Here is a 17,594-nt window from a genome sequence, read left to right as displayed (position 1 = left end):
CACTAGCCCAAGATTATCTAATGCTTGGACTACCTAGGGGCTGTGACAGTGCATCCATTGCAAAAACATAGATCTTAATCACTGCAAGATTTTCATTTTGCATAAAATGCTCAACCCTCATCGTATTATCCAAATCTACTTTGGCCATTTTAGGTGCTAATACATACGAATTAAACTTTGAGATATCAACCCTTAACTTCTCAGCTTCTAAAGGGTAACTGGAAAAGTTATTATTTAGCAAATCTTTAAATTTATTGAGCAACTGACAGCAATATAAAACCTCCACATCGGATATATAATGTTTCTTTATAATTAAGCTTAGAAAAAAATCTTTCACCCTTTTCAATAACGAAGGCTCTTCAACAAAAAAGGAGATCGTAGGTATATCTAGTTTTAATTTTGAAATTTTTAGAAGTTGGTCTACAACCTCTGAAATATTTATTTGTGTTTTATAATATTCCTTTAAATTACTCCATGAGTCCCATCGACTTCTATCAAGTGATAGATCAATTTGACGCAAATAGGCGTATAAAAAAACTAAGAATTTATAATTTATATCGATTTTTTGCATAAGTTTAAGTTTTAAAATGGCCACCAATTCCAACGAACAAAACTTGGATTGGCATTTTGAATATTTAAAGGTGTCCCTTCAGTCACTATCCGCCCTGCATTTCCAACTCCACCCATATAAACTGGAGGAGGAGTTATCATTTGACTTCGTGAGATAGAAAACTCAATAAAAGAGCCTCTACCTGCTTGTCCTAAATTAACATTGGTTGGCTTTAAAAATGGAGCGAATTCAACATCTACTCCATAAGGCATAGTTCTAGATGCATTAATAAAACCGCTATTTTTTATCCCTTTAAGTCCCATAGAAGAAGTATGATGACGTACCCTTACAAAATCATTAACAGGAGTCTCTGACATTTCCACCCTTGGAATCCTCATAGAACGAAGACCTTTACCCTCGTCAAACGGATTTATCGTTGATTTTTGAGTTATAACTCAAGGAGCAAAGAAAAACAAAACACGGATATCACATATAATTAAAACTTTTCTCTATGATAAACCAACCCAATACTCTAACAAATTTATCAAATACATTCCATGAAATCATTTAGACTTCAACTCCTCTATGATTTTTGTTTGAGACAGAATTCTTCTAGCATATGTAATCATCATTTTCTTATTACTGTCATCTCGAACACCTAAACCAACATAATTAGCATATTTAAAAACTATTAATTTCGATGATAATCTTGCTAAAATTTCCGTAAACTTGAAACATTAGTAAATTTAAAAGATTTAAATTTTATCTTAAATTTTGAATTTAAATTCTCTTCAATATAATCAAAATTATCTATTGGATCAAAATCAAATAATATCTCATTATCCACAATATTTATGAAAACATCACTTGGTGAAAAATTACCAAAACTTTCATCAATATCAAAAGAGACACTTATAATATCTGCAAAAACAAAAATAATGTTTCATATCTAAAATCTTCATTAAGATTACAACAATTAATTTTTAATTTAATTGTATTAAATTCTTTGTTATCTTCTATAGATTTAATAAAAGTCACCTCATTAACCCAAGAGTCTGATAATTGGCCATATAGTTTTATAAATTCTGAAATCATTAAAAATATTTTTTAGGTATTAAAATAAATGGAATATGATTTTCTGGCAAATGACCTGAACTTATCGAACCCGGGACACTCAAATAATGCCCATGAACTCCTCCCATATTATGAGGTTTATAATTTATTTCAAACTGCATTTTACCACTATCATTATAAAAATATTTAGAAATGGGTTTACCATTTGGACTTAAATATTCATATGCTGAATTAGGCATACCTTCGCCTCCAGTTACCTTTACAGCACCTGAAAATTCACGAATTGAAGTGGACGAAACATTATCCACTCTTTCTAAAACTTCACTCGTTTGTTCTACAACTTTATGAACAGGAGCCTTTGGCACTTCCACCCTTGGAATCCTCATAGAACGAAGACCTTTACCCTCGTCAAACGGATTTATCGTTGATTTTTGAGTGAGAACTCGAGGAGCAGAGTTATAAGTATGTTTAGCCAACGAATTAGAACCCTGACCATTTGAAACTGCTGCAGGCTTAGGTATTTCTATATCGGTTGCCTCTAACGTAGCACCTTGTAACGGTTGTAAGCCTTGAGGTTGTAAACTACTACTTAACACTTCTACAGGAGGCATTTTTCCTGTCCAAAAATTACCTCCTTTTAAAGAACTACTAATTCCTTGAGAAACACCACCAATAAGACCTCCAGCCACAAAACCAAATGCTGCAGAACGTAATCCATCTACTATTGGATTACCTCCCCCAAATACTAACGACCCCAAACTTCCTGACACAAAACCACCTGCCAAACCTCCTAAACCAGCACTTAAAGCTCCTCCAAAAAAACCTCCTGCACTTGGTGCTATTACCCCTGATAGATAGGGACCAGCCCATCCACCAACAACACTGCTAATAGCTCCAATAGCCCCACCAAAAACCATCGATTCCCAAGTGGCACTACTACTCCAATTCCATTTAAATGGATTATAAGTTCCATTTGCCTGTGCAGCGGCAAAATAAGCTCCAACAACAGCCCCAACCACTACAATAGCAATAGCAATTTCCCCATCAGGATCGTTAAACATAAGCGGGTTGTTCATTACATACCCATACTTATTATAACATTGGGTATTGGTAGGATCTTGTATATGCTCGTCGGCATTTAAAAAACGACGCAACATCGGGTCATACAACCTTCCGTTCATGTGTATCAGTCCCACATCTTGCAAGTGTTCATGGCTAGTATACCCTCTATCCAGTATCTGCATACTGCCGTGAGTCAAATTCCCCCAAGCATCAAAATGGCGTTCTTCTACTAGCTTCCCTTTATCATCCGTTATCGCTAATATAGTTCCTAGGTAATCCTTATGCAAAAATAAAGGTTTTACATCGGTTTCGGTATAATTTTTCTAAATTTGAAGAACAAGACCGCAATCATATTTTCTCCGTTATCGATGCTTTTATCGCTAAAAGAAAAATTCAAAGTATTTTATAAAACAAAACCCAGCCACACGGCTGGGTTTGTAGTTGATTTTACTTTTTAACAACCTGTTTTTTATTAAGTAAATGAATGATTAGTAAAACTATAGTTATAGCAATTGTAAACATAATAACTAATTTTAAAATTTCAAGTAACTGCACAAAAGATGAATTATCAACTTTATACCATTTCAATCCTTTATTTATTTCAGATTTTTGAACAAAAGTATAATAAATTCTAGTACCGGGTTTTCTTTTATTGTCATACTGAACTTTTACAAAAATAACTTTATTTCGGTTATCTAAAATTTCACAAAAAATACCAGCAGAATTATAAGTGTATTCTAAAATTTTAGAAACCTCAACACTGTTGTTTATTCTTGTACCACTACCAATAATTTGAATAAATCCTTCTTCTTCAATTTTAAACCCTTCTAAAGAATCGAAGTCAGTATTATAGCTGTAGGTTATTTTGTTATTAAAAAAATTAAACCCCTTGCCATAAAAGCTTAAAGCATTATCTATGGTTAAAAATAAAATAATCAGTATTATTATAGAAATGGTAAATTTTATTGATTTCATATGAGATTGTATTAATACCCCGGATTTGGATAAGTTATTTTAAACGTTGATGGAACATACATATAAGGCGTACAGCCAAATCGTTCAAGATTCGGACCTAATCCATCTGCTTTAAAAGAAGGAATTCCCATTCTTCCTAAAAAATTCTCGTCTATAAAATCTACATCATAAAAACCATCATTTACGAATTCTGTAAAAGTTGTTGTGCAATTTCCTCCTGCATAAGTTGTTGAATAATCTACATTTGTACGACCAACGTGAAAAACTTTTGATGTCATATCAACATCAAAACTTCCATTTAAGTTATTAGCATCTCCGCCTACTAAACGTCTTACGACTCTTAAATATTCTTTTGAATTACGTAGTTCTAATTGAGTCCCCTTGTCAAGTGCCCCGGACTTCCATCTCCATTTAAATAATGGTCTGTAGCTTGTTTAGTATTTTTTAATACTTTAGGCTTTTTTCCTCCCGGCGGGTCGATTTTATGCATCATGTGATTCAACCCACTAACCATACCTCCGATGACAACCCCTTGCCAGAAATTACCGCCACTAAGTTCAATCCCTATACATCTGGATAATTTTGTATACAATAAAAAACGCAAATAAAACAATTAACAACAAATAAATAACTTTTAAAATAATCAAATTATAATTCTCAAACTTAACATATTTTAAATTCATGTAAGTTTGATCACCGTAATTCAAATTAATTATTTCCTCTGAAAGACCTGATAATTCTTTAATCGAAATAGATGGCTCTAATTTATCATTAATTAATTCTCTAAAAAGTATGAATCTAGTGACTTTATTGTTGTCAATGATTTGACATAAAACAAATTCATCATTATACCAATATGAAACAAATTTTTCAACTAATATATTTTTATAACCTATTTCATTTTTTGAATTATCAGCTAATAATTGACCTTGACAAGTATTATCTAATAATTCAAACCCTCCATTCATCGCTGGATTTAAAGAAATTGAAAATCTTTTTGGCAAACTTCTAGCTACAAATCCTATTCCTAAACCATTATAATACATATTAGTATCAACGTAAAGAAAAAAAACTGAAAAAAATAAGAAAATGATAATCTCTTTCAATGATAAAAAACAAGCTAGTTTAATATCCTCGGATTTTTATAAGTAATCGAAAATTCATAAGGTAAAAAATTATATGGTTTTGGAGATATAAAAACAGGAGTATTAAACCCTCTACCGGAATAGAAGGTGGACTCGGCAAAGTCAATGGGATTTCTAATCCGATATCTAGAGGATCCCAAAAACCATCACCTTCAAAGGCTTTAAAATATGTAGTACATTGAGCAGAATTACATTTTGTGTCATAAAATAAAGTAGTACGTCCCACGAAAAAAGCACCATCAAATGTCAAATCAACACTAGCTTTAAATGTCAACTTATTCGCCACTCCAGTAACTAATCGATTAACAATTCGTGTATAATCACCACTTTTCAACAAAGCATTTTTTACATCAACCCCTAAATTAACTGCCTTAGAATCTCCATAGTAATACTGATTTACTGAATCTAAATCTCCATTAATTGTCTTTGCAAAATTATATTTATTCCTGAGCTCTTTAAAAAAATATTTATATTTAGTTTTAGGTTTTGGGTCTAATCCTTTATGAAGCGTATGATTCAACCCAGCAACTATCCCTCCAATGACAACCCCTTGCCAGAAATTACCTCCACTAAGTTCGGCGCCTACACCACCGCTAATCGCTCCAAAGGTAATAGTTCCTACGGTACTTTTAGCAAAATCACCTCCAATAGCTCCAAAAGCACTAGCGCCTAAACTTCCAAAAGTACCACTCAAGGCTGCACTCCAAAAATTACCACCTTGAACACTTGATAAAACACCTTGAACAATTCCATGTGCAGCTGCTTGCGCAGCAACTGACCAAACTTCACCAATTGTATTTACTATTGTACCTCCTGCACTAAATAATGTACCAACACCATAAGTAGCTGCTGCACTAACTGCACCCCAAAACATTGCTTCATGTGCTTCATAAATGTTCCAATATTTAAGATTTCCATACTTAAAGTAAACATTTGCAGTATAAGTTAATGCTGCTACTATAACACCTATAGTAATAGCAATTCCAATTCCAATTCCATATTCTCCACTAGGATCATTAAACATAAGCGGGTTGTTCATTACATACCCATACTTATTATAACATTGGGTGTTGGTAGGATCTTGTATGTTCTCGTCGGCATTCAAAAAACGACGCAACATCGGGTCATACAACCTTCCGTTCATGTGTATCAGCCCTACATCTTGTAAATGTTCATGGCTAGTATACCCTCTATCCAATACCTGCATACTGCCATGCGTCAAATTCCCCCAAGCATCAAAATGGCGTTCTTCTACTAGTTTCCCTTTTTCATCCGTTATCGCTAGTATAGTCCCTAGGTAATCCTTATGCAAAAATAAAGGTTTTGCATCGATTTCTGCATAATTTTTTACATATACTATGTTCGATTCGTAAGGCGTACCTCCTATATACAACAAATGTTTTTCTTGTCCTGTGGTATTATCTCGTACCACTTCAAAACTACCATCTTCCGAATAGTATTTCGTAAACTTAGCGGTAGTAGCCGCCTGATCTAAACTAAAATTTCCACCATAATGCATCACTTGTCTAGACTCGGTCAAACCGTAACCAAATGCATAATCCCCTTTTTACCATCTATATAGAGAGGGTCATTATTTTCATTATAGCTTATAAGCTGCAAGGCCGTATCCGCATCAGGATAGATTTCTAAGCCTGTAGCATTCAAATCTATCGATGTATTTTGATATACTTGATCGGGATTCTTGAAATTAACCTTACCCAATTGATCATTTTCTGTAATACGCCCTTTTTCATCATAGGTATTATAGGACATACTACCTGTTTTCAAATTCGTCCAGTTGATCAAACGGTTGTTATCGTCATAAACAAAATTCTCTTTAAGTGTACCAAAACTTCCATTACGGCTACGGTTTTTCAACTCATTTTTAATCGCATCAAAACTATAACCCAACTCCAATACTGAAACTGGAGATTGACCTTGTACATAAAGATTGTGTTTTGCTGAACTCAAAAAGTCGTTACTATCATAAGTGTTACTTATAGCTATAGCTCCTAAAGTAGCACCCAGTACCTGTCCTTTAGCATTCACATCGCCAAGTCGCCATAAAGTTTTTTGAGTTGCCTTATCTTTTATAGCTACTAAAGCACCGTTCCAGCCGTACTCATGTTCTAAAACCGCTTTAGTATAGGTACCTCCAGAATACAGCCCTTTTTCATAACTTAGTATACGTCCTGCATCGTCATACTTAATATTTTTTTGCATAAAATAACGATCGTTCGCGCTTTCACCCGATTCTATCAATCGTCCTTGTGCATCAAAAACAAAACGTTTGCCATACGGCATACCATTACACACCCCATTTACCTGAGTCAGCCTACCATAAGTATCATAACTAAACTGTATGTCCTTTTTGGTACTTACACCATCTTTTGAATTTTCTTTCTGACGGATCAATTGCCCTACAGTATTATATTCATAGGTTTTATTTCCTTTCGGGCTAATCTCTTTGGTCATTTGCCCTAACCCATTGTACTCATAAGTATATTCACCATTGGCAGGATCATGAAAACTTGCTTTACGCCCCCAATTATCGTAGGTGGTTCTTACCGCGTTTTTACCATAATTAGCACTAACAACCTGTCCTACAGCATTGTAATTATAAGTAATAGTACCTCCTTTATCGGTACTACTTACCAGATTACCTAAAGCATCTTGCACTTTCTGAGTCACACGCTGATACCCATTTACCTCGGTAACTTCGGTGGTCATTCCTTCAACTTTGGTAGTCACAACCTTACCATTCGCGCTACTAACCGTAACTTTAGCGGGGAATACGCTATCGTCATAACTAATCCGATTCCATTTAGGCGTATCTTCATCTAACACAAAAGGATTCGTTTCAGCCACTTTTCGTCCTAATACATCATATTCTGTTTTCTTAACGATAAACGATGCTATTTTTAGGCCTTTAGAACGCTCTTCAAAGACTTCTCCTTTAGCATTCATAAAACTAAACTGTTGTTGACCATCGGGCAAATATTTTGCCACCACAGCATCTCCATCTTGACGCTTATAGGTATAATTTGTATACCCCTGTAAAGGATGATACGATTTTAAAATTTTCCCCCAAGTATCATATACAAAAGATTCAGTAATCCCTAACGGATTTTTCTGGGACAGTACTTGTCCCCAATCATTATAGGTAAATTCCGATTCTAACCCTAAAGCATCCTTTTTCTTTAATACAAAACGCCCCTTATCGTCATAAGTAGCACTTTCCGTACGCGTTTGCGAATCAGCACTATTACTAATAGTTTTAGAGGTTACATTTCCAAAACCATCGTATGTATATGTATCTAGTATATATTGACTCTCATCCTGATTATACGTTTTTTGAGTGGTTAGCAAATTATTAGCATACCCAAATTCGGTTTTACTTTTCTTTGTATCGCCATAAGCCGTTACCTCTTCTTGCTTACTCAGCAATCGGCCTACATAATAATCTTTACCTAATCCCGTATCATTATGCTCATAAACAAATTCTGTCTTTTTGGAAGACAGTCCTGTTATGGATTGGTTGTGCTCTTTAGGTAAATAATAACTATCGTATTTGGTAGTTGTAGTCGCAGTAGTAGCTTTAATAAAATCTTTTTCAAGAATTTTTGTCGGTACTAATGCTTCAACCCCATAGACTAATTTGGCAGAAGTATACTCCGTATTTTTAAACGATAATAAGCCCGTAGTGTTTTCATTAATATCATTCTGATAAAATAAGGAAGCATCACGCGTAGTCCATTCCATAATAGGAATACCGTTACGTAAAGGATCGGTTTGGATAACACTCCAAATTTTAGTATTTTCAAGACCTTGTGCATACCAAGAAGAACGTGCAATTTTCTTAAAACCTAATATCCCTCTACCTTGCAGATGGCTTACCAAACCTGCGTAAACAAAATCCTGAGTTCTTCCTGCTTGTTTGAGTTGACTAACAGCAAGTTGATTTTTTAAGTTTTCAAATTCCACATACGGATAAGCCTCCCCTTTCATTTTCGAATAAAACGAATTTGTAGGTGATGTTTCTAAACCCTTATAAATCACATCGGTAACTATGCCATTTTGATTAATCTGATTAATCTTGGTAGCCTTACTCACATCAATATAAGACATCCTTATAGCCTTATCCCCCTTATGATTTCTTTCGGTACCTAATAATAACAATTTATTCATAGTATTATTAAAACCAAAATCTCCTGTTAATACAGAAAAATCATACATCTGTTCATCATATCGGTATGACCTATCATCTTGCAAAAAGAACTCATACGTAGTCCCGTTAAATTTAGGCTTAAATACGGATATTTGGACATGCGTATAGTCCCCTCGGATGCTTTAAAACCCACTCTACATAATTATTAACCACTACAAATTCTGACTTTCCATCTTTGTCCATATCAGTAACTTGGTAGCTAATACGTCTAGATAAATATTTCCCCCGACAACCACCATTACTAGGACATTCTTCAAAAGGTCTATAATAATATAAACCAGCTATCAAATGTTTCTTAAACCCCCTGTCCGTTGCAACATATAACCACCAATCTGAGTTCATTTTCGCATAGGGAACCATAAAATCTGTCCTCCCATCACCATTAAAATCCCCCAAACTAACGTCATCTTGATCTAAATTAACATAAATATTTTCAGACTTAATAAAATAAGGCCTACGCTTCAATTCGAATTTTCCGGTAGCTAAATTTTTATTTAATTGTGATATATAAGTATTCCCTGAAATAGTAAATAGAATTTCAATTCGCCCATCGCCATCAAAATCACCAATTTTTTCTTTGTTAAATAAATTGATTAACTCTATATTTCTATACTTTTCAATTTCTGGTGTAAGGTCTGGGTAATCAGATAAATCCCTTCCTAATCTTCCATCACTTTCGTTTATTTCAAATAATGTTTCTGATTTAGAAGTATTATTATTTAACTCAAATATTAAAGCATATTTTTTTGAAGTTTCATTAGTGAAAGGTAAACGGGTAGGGTTGCTCGGATTATATCCTCTTGGAATTGGTACTTCAAGGCATCCTAATACACCTGAATCCCATCTATTAATATAACTAATCTTATTTTTTTCTTCAATTAAAAAAGCGTATTCATTCTTTCCATCGCTATCAAAATCTACTTGCTTTACACTTGTAATATTAGAACTATATAAAACGGATCTAGCACCTTCTGCGCCTTTTTTATCATAGCAAATTTTTGTAGTTTCTTGAGGTAAATAGGCAGATAAAGGCACTTGTTTAGAATATTGCAATACTAATCTATCTTCCTCTATGGCATAAATTTCCAGTACTAAATCCTTACGTATAGAACCACTTACTGGAATTTCTTTACGAATAAGCAAGCCTTGCTTTTGGCTCAATATCCCGTCTTTTTTTTCAAATGAAATGGCTATACCTTTTTAAACTCCTCCAAAGTAAAAGGCAATCCATAACTCACTTGAATATTTTTAGCACCGCTCCCAAGATAGGAACTATACCAGGTCAAAGTTGCAGGTATAGTAGAACTACTTACACATATCTGATGGTGTCCAATTCCTACATCATTACCATCTTGATCAGTAATTGGATATTCTTCATAATCATATTTTATACACTCAGTATAAGGCGCTCTATACTTAAGGTAATCTAACACCCCGTCTCCATCAAAATCACCTACTACTTTATCATCACCACTATATGGATAATCGGTACTTTCTACGGTAAGATTCGTCTTTTCGTAGTTAAATTCAACTGGGTTCGCAGCTTCGTTTTTTGAATTAAATTCAGTAATCTTAGCTACAACCTCATATAATGTAGAAGCTATACTTTTATATTCTAAAACATATTTTTTAAACAAGCTACCATTACTTTCTACAGTAACACATTTTAACAGATCTTGTCTTATAAACTCTTGTCCACTCAAATAACCCTGTTCTAAACCTGAACGTGTTTGATATGTAAATGTTAATTTATTAAAATGCGTCTTACCTAAAGTTTCATTACCTCCCCATTCGATGGCACTAATACTCGCAACATTTGTTTTTTTAGTATAACTATAAGTGATATAATTTCCTTTTGCATCTTTCCATTTTGAGATATTATATTCGGTTAGTGTAGTCGCATCTCCTTTACCATACCATGCCTGTGAACCATCTTCAAAAGTAACCTCCCAATATTCAGGTCCTATGCCACCACTGTCACCAACAGACTTAATCCTCATATTCGAGTATTTCTCGGTCATATATTCTGCTCCATCTTTACCATAAGTGCCCGATTTCAACAATAAGCGTTGCCCATTAAAGCTATAGTAATCACTATAGTCTAACTGTACCCCTTTTATAGCTCCATCTTTTTCAATTGTATTACTACAACGACGTATACCTGTCAATCCAGACAAATTCCAACCATAACCTGCAATTCCGTTTCCACTACCACTATTATAAACCAAATTCATCTGTGGCGCTACACTCTTCACCCCCGGAGGTAGTGCTATAGGCAAGGTGTAAGTAAGCTGTCCTCCAGCATCTACATCTATAGTTCCTTTTGTATCATGAAAATTAGTACTCTCAAAAGTCATCCCAGACGGATTGCCTGCACCTGCTTCAGAGCTCGTCGTACCGCTATATACAGCACCTCCACTTGTTGCAGTACCAATTTTTGCCACAAAAGGATCTACTACATTTGAATTTGCATAAAAACCAGGAGCCAATATTACTATGTTTGGATCTTCGACCGTCCGTTTACTTCCCTCTGTTTTGTTTAATATTGTTTGACTATAGCTCAATATTCCCCAAATTAAAGCTAATAGTATCGTTATTTTTTTCATTTATTTTGAAATTATCATTTTATTTGTCCGCTCAAATATAATGAGCTATCATTTTTAAAAATTGGAACTATAATATGGCATATATATAATATAAAATTTATTGATAAAACTTAAATAAATAAAGTTTCTTCTTTAGGATTTTTTAAAAAACTTATTACTTCCTATTTTTCTTTTCTAATTCTTGTATACGCTTATTTTGTATTTCCAATTGTTTTTGTTGTTCAATCACATAAAGCGTTAATTCTTCAATTTTTTGTAATAACTTAATTTGAAATTCTCCTACATTAACGCCCTCTTGTTCCATAACTTTTGCTGATGCTATTTCGGGTAAATGTCTTTTTTCTTTTAGATGTTTCTCAACCTCCGATAACTTAGGTAACTTATAATCTTCTGCAAATACAAAATCAGCCGTTGGGGTAGTTGTAACTTTGATTTCTTTAGCTTCTAACTTTCCTTGAACAGCAGTATTCCCATCTGCTTTAACTATTAAAGCTTTACCCCATTCCCAATTGTTATTAACCCTTGGCGCAATATGCAAAGTATTTCTTCCATCATCTGGCGTATGAAAAATCCAAGAGTTGGAACCACCTGATACTATATCACTTGCATATAAATCTTTGCTTAACGTAATATTCCCATTTACATTCATATCGCCATTATCATGTAAAATTAAACGTTGATATCCATGTAAAAAATTACTAGGATAATTCCAAAACTGTAAACTATTTCCATAAGGGCCTGTCATATTGTATATTCTCCATACTGCTCCTGCTTCCGTTTTATCAGGATTATATAAAGACAAGGCAGGCCCTTCTTGTCCCGAGTTTGTAATTCTGAGATATCCGCCATTGATCTCCATTTTCTCAGCAGGATTATCTGTACCTACACCTACATTTCCATTATCTAAGAAAGTAACCAATTTCATATTATCATTCCTTCTCCTAATATAAAACTTCCATCCTGTACCATCTCCAAAATCAATAGATCCCGCATTTGGGCTCTCAAAAGCTGCTCTGAAAATAGGCGAAGCTCCATGTTGAAAGTTTAGAGATATATCCCCATGAACATCTAGTTTTGTAATAGGTAATATGGTTCCTATTCCTACATTCCCATTAGGCAAAAAAGTCATATAAGTTTTATCCCAATCTTTACCAATAAACCCATATTTTAAAGTTGGAGCACCATTTATGAAAGTAGATCCCATACCTCCAAACATAATTAAATTAAGATTGTTTGGATCCGAATTTTCACCTATTTGAAAACCTCTAGCCCATCCGCCATTCCAACCCGTTAAACTGCTAATATTCTGTCTAACACCATAATGAGGTCCATTCAAACCAATACCTACATTATCTATCACTTGTTGTCCATAACCAACCGAAGCAATCAAACCTAACAAAACACTCTCTAAAAACTTAATACTTATTCTCATATTTTTTATTATCTATTTAACTCCTAATCTAACTTTATCTCGAAATTTAAAACCTTATAAACTCATAAACTTCAAAAATCTACTCCTTAACTACCTTCACACTCTTTTCACTTCCATTACTATACCTTACCATTATCACATACATCCCACTAGGCATAGTACTAAAATCAATGAGCAAATCATTTTTTTGATTCAAACTCCAAAATTCCCGTAAAATCTGCCCAGAAATCGATACCACACGCATCGAAACTATAACACTTTCACCAGCATTCTGCCATTTAAAATACAACTGCTCATGAACAGGATTAGGATAATATGTCAACTGCTCAATTTCAGGCACCTCCTGCAAATCAGTAGCTTTAACCTGTTCAACTGGCTTCACCGCCTCTCTAGCCGAAGTAACACAATTAACACAGATATAACGCTTTATCTGATTCCCTGCTGCATCATACTCAAATAGTAATTTAGTTACTTGCTGCCCATAGCCATTAACAACAAACAACAATAAAATAATCCCAAAAAAACCACGCATAAACCTATATTTTTTAAAAACGAGTGCAAAAGTACAACGAATAATTCAAACAAATAACAACACTACGCCTACCAGAAAATAAAAACACTGCAAATCAAACATTTAATAAAAATAAATCTATTAAACACCTATTTTATCGATAAAAAACACCTTCATTCACAAAGCAACTTCTACTAAAACAAAAAACAAGAGTGGTTAACCATAAAAAGGAAACTTTTAACTTAGAAACTCTCAAACTTTTACCCAAATTCCGCATTAGACTTCATGCGCGAGATGAAAAAGACAAAAAAGGAACAAAAAAATTTCTTGTAGATAGGGAGCAAAAGCCATCATCCAGTCGTAATTTGTCATTTCGACGAAAGGAGGAGTCGCATAATCTACTTTCATTTTTGATAGTGCTGTGTTACTTACTGTATGTGATCCCTCCTTGTGTCAAGATTACGAATAATTTTTATAGTAAATAAATCACTGTTCTGTTTCTCATTCCGACGGAAAGGGGAATTGCATAATTCTATATGAGATAACATGGTGTTTGATCATTGATCGTCTCAAAGGGCTTCCAAATGGAAGCCTTTTTACATTTCAGCCAAAATTTGGGAGAGAATAAATTCACCATTTTATACATAAGCTTCGCCCGCAAGTACAAGTCAGCTCTCATTTGTCAAAGAACAATACTTTTTTGAAATCGGGGTTAAAAATTAAAAATCAATAGTTTTTAATCATATTTTCAATTAAAAAATTGTGTGGTATTTATTTTTTTATAAATTTGTATCTACAAAGAAAAAAATGAAAAATTTTAACAACATTATTACTGTCTTTATTATCGCTATTATTTATATAATAGAGACAGGGGGTGTTATGTATATATAATAATAATAATTTTAAGAAAAAGCCTCCTTCTATAGGAGGCTTTTTTTGTTTATAAATTTTTAAAAGTAAAAAAATGAAAACAAATTTTACGAAGCACAAGATGCGAAAAAAGGATTTATTTTTTAATCCTATAACAAACCATTTTTTCTCTATTCCTTCTTCTATTCTATTCTCAATAGTCTACATTTATATTATTAACTAATATCTTCAGTTAATCATTTTTTTATCAAACATCTATATGTCTAATAGAATTTTCTATTGGAACAGCTATTTATTTGCCCAAAAATAATAAAAACAACTTTTTTAAATAAAAATTAAAGCGTTTAACATCATAAAAACGAATGACTAAAATCCTTTGTTTACAATAGATAAAACTGTATGATCTCTATTTAAAACGTTGTAAAATAATATTTTTAGAATCATTTGAAAAAACACCCAATTATAACTTTGTTATTGCAATTATCACATTGCAGTATGATTTTAATAAAAAAATTTTGATATTATGAAAAAAATAACACCAACAAATAATCTATACTATAACGAAAACCATACTTTATATTTAAATGGTGAATTTTTAAAGTCAGAAAAAACATATTCCGATTTATATGGACAAACTTTACACTATGGATATGGTGTTTTTGAAGGAATTAGAGCCTATAATACGACCAATGGAACAAAAATTTTTAAATCCAATGAGCACTACGAACGTCTTAAAAAATCATGTGAACTAATCAATATCCCTTTTGAATTTGATATTACAGAATTAACCCAAAAACCTATGAATTATTAGAACAAAATAATTTTAGAGATGCTTACATACGCCCTTTGGTTTTTTGTAGTCCCAATATGGGATTAAGTACACCTAATCATGTATCCTTAATGATATGTGCTTGGGAATGGGGCGCTTATTTAGGTGAAAAAGATTAAATCTAGGAGTTTCTTCATTTTGTAGACCACATCCACGATCAACACAAATAGAAGCAAAAGTTTGTGGACATTATGTAAACTCAATATTAGCTTCCTCAGAGGCTAAAGCAAAAGGATTTGATGAAGCCTTATTACTTGATAGCGATGGGTTTTTAGCAGAAGGACCAGGAGCTAATTTGTTTTTTGAAAAAAACAATAAACTATACACCCCTCAATTAGGAAACATTTTACCAGGAATTACAAGAGCTACCGTAATAGCGTTGTGTAAAGAATTGGATATAGAGGTCATAGAAGGTCTTTATTTACAAGAAGAATTAGAAAAAGCAGATAGTGCCTTTTTATGCGGAACCGCTGCCGAAATAATAGGAATTGATTCCTTAAATCATAAGCGTTTTCCCCTTGAATGGGAAAAAACGTTAGGAAGAAAAATTCAAAAAGCCTATAAAGATCTAGTTACAGAAAAAAACTATTCATTAGAAGTAAAATAAAAAACCATGGAATTAAATAAATATAGTAAAATAATTACTCAAGATCCTACACAACCTGCAGCACAAGCCATGTTATACGGAATTGGTTTAAAAGAAGAACAACTAAAGCAACCTTTTGTAGGTATAGCTTCAATGGGCTATGATGGCAATACTTGTAATATGCACTTAAATCATCTCTCAAGTTATGTAAAAACCTCTGTTAATAAGCAAAAAATGGTCGGATTAATCTTTAACACCATAGGAATTAGTGATGGAATAACCAATGGAACAGATGGTATGCGTTACTCACTTGTAAGCCGCGAAATTATAGCAGATAGTATAGAAAGTGTGGTAGCAGGACATTATTATGATGCTCTAATAGCCGTTCCCGGTTGTGATAAAAATATGCCCGGGCAATCATTGCAATGGGTAGGCTAAATAGACCTTCTATCATGATTTATGGAGGAACCATAGCACTCGGAAAATACCAAGGAAAAGATTTAAACATTGTATCCGCTTTTGAAGCACTTGGCGAAAAAATTGCAGGAACAATTTCAGAAGAAGACTTTAAAGGAATCATAAAAAATTCTTGTCCAGTGCAGGTGCCTGTGGCGGTATGTATACCGCTAATACTATGGCAATAGCAATAGAAGCCTTAGGAATGAGTTTACCTTATTCAAGTTCAAATCCTGCTATTAGTTCAAATAAAGTAAAAGAGTGTGAAAGCGCAGCTGATTATATTAAAGTATTATTAGAAAGAAATATTTGCCCTAAAGACATCATGACTTTTAAAGCTTTTGAAAACGCCATCACTACATTAATAGCTTTAGGAGGTAGTACCAATGCCGTTTTACACATTATAGCTATGGCAAAAAGTGTAGGTATTAGCATTACACAAAATGATTTCCAGAGAATCAGCAATACTACACCATTGATTGCTGATTTTAAACCAGTGGGAATTATTTAATGCAAAATTTACATGAAATAGGAGGTATTCCCAGCGTTCTAAAATATCTTTTAGAAAAAGGAAAATTACACGGAGATTGCATAACAGTAACAGGCAAAACAGTAGCTGAAAACTTAAAAAACATCGTATCCATTAATTTTCAAGATCAAAATATCATAAAACCCCTTGAAAAACCTTTAAAAAAAACAGGGCACCTACAAACTTTATATGGAAACCTTGCTGAAAAAGGAGCCATAGCAAAAATAACAGGAAAAGAAGGTGAACGCTTTTTAGGACCAGCTAAAGTATTTAATAGCGAAAAAGAATTAATGAAAGGAATCCAAAATAAAAAAATACAAGCAGGAGATGTCGTTGTTATTCGATATGTAGGACCTAAAGGAGGGCCTGGAATGCCTGAAATGTTAAAGCCAACATCTGCTATTATAGGAGCAGGATTAGGAAAAAGTGTTGCCCTTATTACAGATGGTCGATTTAGTGGAGGAACACATGGCTTTGTTGTTGGGCATATAACCCCAGAAGCTTTTGATGGAGGAACAATAGCATTAGTTCAAGAAGGAGATTTAATAGAAATTGATGCACAACAAAACAGACTCCATTTATCGATATCCAAACAAGAAATTGATAAACGGAAATTAGAATGGAAACAACCCGATTTAAAAGTCAATCAAGGAGTCTTATACAAATATGCAAAACTAGTTACCGATGCTTCTCAAGGTTGTGTTACAGATTGAAAAAACATAAACCATAACATTTTAAAAA

16 protein-coding genes and 1 pseudogene are annotated in these 17,594 nt (G+C 33.4%); 3 read left to right on the top strand and 14 right to left on the bottom strand.

Annotated features, from left to right (window positions below):
- Positions 1 to 13: 13 nt before the first annotated feature.
- The 14 genes from JJC05_RS10785 to JJC05_RS10725 form a co-directional block, all read right to left on the bottom strand.
- Positions 14 to 571, bottom strand: a complete 558-nt coding sequence (locus JJC05_RS10785) for a hypothetical protein (protein WP_127823870.1) — start codon at positions 569 to 571, stop codon at positions 14 to 16.
- 11 nt (positions 572 to 582) lie between these two features.
- Entirely contained in the window at positions 583 to 927 is a 345-nt protein-coding gene (locus JJC05_RS10780; RefSeq protein ID WP_235877371.1) for a hypothetical protein, read from the bottom strand.
- Positions 928 to 1,462: 535 nt separating this feature from the next.
- Entirely contained in the window at positions 1,463 to 1,645 is a 183-nt protein-coding gene (locus JJC05_RS10775) for a hypothetical protein (RefSeq protein ID WP_235877370.1), read from the bottom strand.
- Positions 1,645 to 2,973 (bottom strand): RHS repeat domain-containing protein, encoded by a 1,329-nt coding sequence (locus tag JJC05_RS10770; RefSeq protein ID WP_235877369.1) that lies wholly within the window; start codon positions 2,971 to 2,973, stop codon positions 1,645 to 1,647. Before JJC05_RS10770 ends, JJC05_RS10775 begins: the two co-directional genes overlap by 1 nt.
- Before the next feature lie 160 nt (positions 2,974 to 3,133).
- Positions 3,134 to 3,661 (bottom strand): hypothetical protein, encoded by a 528-nt coding sequence (locus tag JJC05_RS10765; protein WP_235877368.1) that lies wholly within the window; start codon positions 3,659 to 3,661, stop codon positions 3,134 to 3,136.
- 11 nt (positions 3,662 to 3,672) lie between these two features.
- Entirely contained in the window at positions 3,673 to 3,939 is a 267-nt protein-coding gene (locus JJC05_RS10760) for a hypothetical protein (RefSeq protein WP_235877367.1), read from the bottom strand.
- An 89-nt stretch (positions 3,940 to 4,028) separates the two neighbouring features.
- Positions 4,029 to 4,154 (bottom strand): hypothetical protein, encoded by a 126-nt coding sequence (locus JJC05_RS17335; protein WP_258928649.1) that lies wholly within the window; start codon positions 4,152 to 4,154, stop codon positions 4,029 to 4,031.
- 64 nt (positions 4,155 to 4,218) lie between these two features.
- Entirely contained in the window at positions 4,219 to 4,707 is a 489-nt protein-coding gene (locus tag JJC05_RS10755) for a hypothetical protein (protein WP_235877366.1), read from the bottom strand.
- A 79-nt stretch (positions 4,708 to 4,786) separates the two neighbouring features.
- Positions 4,787 to 6,325 (bottom strand): RHS repeat domain-containing protein, encoded by a 1,539-nt coding sequence (locus tag JJC05_RS10750; RefSeq protein WP_258929701.1) that lies wholly within the window; start codon positions 6,323 to 6,325, stop codon positions 4,787 to 4,789.
- Between the two features lie 17 nt (positions 6,326 to 6,342).
- The gene (locus tag JJC05_RS10745; RefSeq protein WP_235877364.1) at positions 6,343 to 9,042 is read right to left on the bottom strand and encodes an RHS repeat domain-containing protein; all 2,700 of its coding nucleotides are present in this window, start codon (positions 9,040 to 9,042) and stop codon (positions 6,343 to 6,345) included.
- Between the two features lie 70 nt (positions 9,043 to 9,112).
- Positions 9,113 to 10,195: an FG-GAP repeat domain-containing protein gene (locus tag JJC05_RS10740; RefSeq protein ID WP_235877363.1), complete on the bottom strand. Its 1,083-nt coding sequence runs from the start codon at positions 10,193 to 10,195 to the stop codon at positions 9,113 to 9,115.
- Between the two features lie 29 nt (positions 10,196 to 10,224).
- Positions 10,225 to 11,640: a SpvB/TcaC N-terminal domain-containing protein gene (locus JJC05_RS10735; RefSeq protein WP_258928645.1), complete on the bottom strand. Its 1,416-nt coding sequence runs from the start codon at positions 11,638 to 11,640 to the stop codon at positions 10,225 to 10,227.
- Positions 11,641 to 11,794: 154 nt separating this feature from the next.
- Positions 11,795 to 13,072, bottom strand: a complete 1,278-nt coding sequence (locus JJC05_RS17330; RefSeq protein ID WP_258928643.1) for a stathmin family protein — start codon at positions 13,070 to 13,072, stop codon at positions 11,795 to 11,797.
- A gap of 79 nt (positions 13,073 to 13,151) precedes the next feature.
- A complete protein-coding gene (locus tag JJC05_RS10725; RefSeq protein WP_127823872.1) occupies positions 13,152 to 13,604 on the bottom strand; it encodes a T9SS type A sorting domain-containing protein in 453 nt (150 codons plus the stop codon).
- Between the two features lie 1,372 nt (positions 13,605 to 14,976).
- Here JJC05_RS10725 and JJC05_RS18340 point away from each other — a divergent pair.
- From JJC05_RS18340 to ilvD, 3 genes and pseudogenes are all read left to right on the top strand, one after another.
- Positions 14,977 to 15,264, top strand: a complete 288-nt coding sequence (locus JJC05_RS18340) for an aminotransferase class IV (RefSeq protein ID WP_309597314.1) — start codon at positions 14,977 to 14,979, stop codon at positions 15,262 to 15,264.
- Between the two features lie 184 nt (positions 15,265 to 15,448).
- Entirely contained in the window at positions 15,449 to 15,889 is a 441-nt protein-coding gene (locus JJC05_RS18335; protein ID WP_309597479.1) for an aminotransferase class IV, read from the top strand.
- A gap of 6 nt (positions 15,890 to 15,895) precedes the next feature.
- Positions 15,896 to 17,566, top strand: a pseudogene (gene ilvD / locus JJC05_RS10715) (dihydroxy-acid dehydratase).
- Positions 17,567 to 17,594 lie beyond the last annotated feature (28 nt).

The sequence above is a fragment of the Flavobacterium davisii genome (genome assembly GCF_019565505.1).
Taxonomy (GTDB): domain Bacteria; phylum Bacteroidota; class Bacteroidia; order Flavobacteriales; family Flavobacteriaceae; genus Flavobacterium; species Flavobacterium davisii.
Note: the sequence above shows the minus strand (reverse complement) of the source record. Positions and strands in the feature narration are given on the sequence as shown.

Excerpts from the sequence above, each read along its gene's own strand:
- JJC05_RS10785 (WP_127823870.1), bottom strand. The coding sequence starts at position 571 with ATGCAAAAAATCGATATAAATTATAAATTCTTAGTTTTTTTATACGCC.
- JJC05_RS10750 (WP_258929701.1), bottom strand. The coding sequence starts at position 6,325 with ATGCATTATGGTGGAAATTTTAGTTTAGATCAGGCGGCTACTACCGCT.
- JJC05_RS10725 (WP_127823872.1), bottom strand. The coding sequence starts at position 13,604 with ATGCGTGGTTTTTTTGGGATTATTTTATTGTTGTTTGTTGTTAATGGC.
- JJC05_RS17330 (WP_258928643.1), bottom strand. The coding sequence starts at position 13,072 with ATGAGAATAAGTATTAAGTTTTTAGAGAGTGTTTTGTTAGGTTTGATT.
- JJC05_RS17335 (WP_258928649.1), bottom strand. The coding sequence starts at position 4,154 with ATGATGCATAAAATCGACCCGCCGGGAGGAAAAAAGCCTAAAGTATTA.
- JJC05_RS10760 (WP_235877367.1), bottom strand. The coding sequence starts at position 3,939 with ATGACATCAAAAGTTTTTCACGTTGGTCGTACAAATGTAGATTATTCA.
- JJC05_RS10765 (WP_235877368.1), bottom strand. The coding sequence starts at position 3,661 with ATGAAATCAATAAAATTTACCATTTCTATAATAATACTGATTATTTTA.
- JJC05_RS10745 (WP_235877364.1), bottom strand. The coding sequence starts at position 9,042 with ATGTATGATTTTTCTGTATTAACAGGAGATTTTGGTTTTAATAATACT.
- JJC05_RS10775 (WP_235877370.1), bottom strand. The coding sequence starts at position 1,645 with ATGATTTCAGAATTTATAAAACTATATGGCCAATTATCAGACTCTTGG.
- JJC05_RS10755 (WP_235877366.1), bottom strand. The coding sequence starts at position 4,707 with ATGTATTATAATGGTTTAGGAATAGGATTTGTAGCTAGAAGTTTGCCA.
- JJC05_RS10780 (WP_235877371.1), bottom strand. The coding sequence starts at position 927 with ATGTCAGAGACTCCTGTTAATGATTTTGTAAGGGTACGTCATCATACT.
- JJC05_RS10735 (WP_258928645.1), bottom strand. The coding sequence starts at position 11,640 with ATGAAAAAAATAACGATACTATTAGCTTTAATTTGGGGAATATTGAGC.
- JJC05_RS18340 (WP_309597314.1), top strand. The coding sequence starts at position 14,977 with ATGAAAAAAATAACACCAACAAATAATCTATACTATAACGAAAACCAT.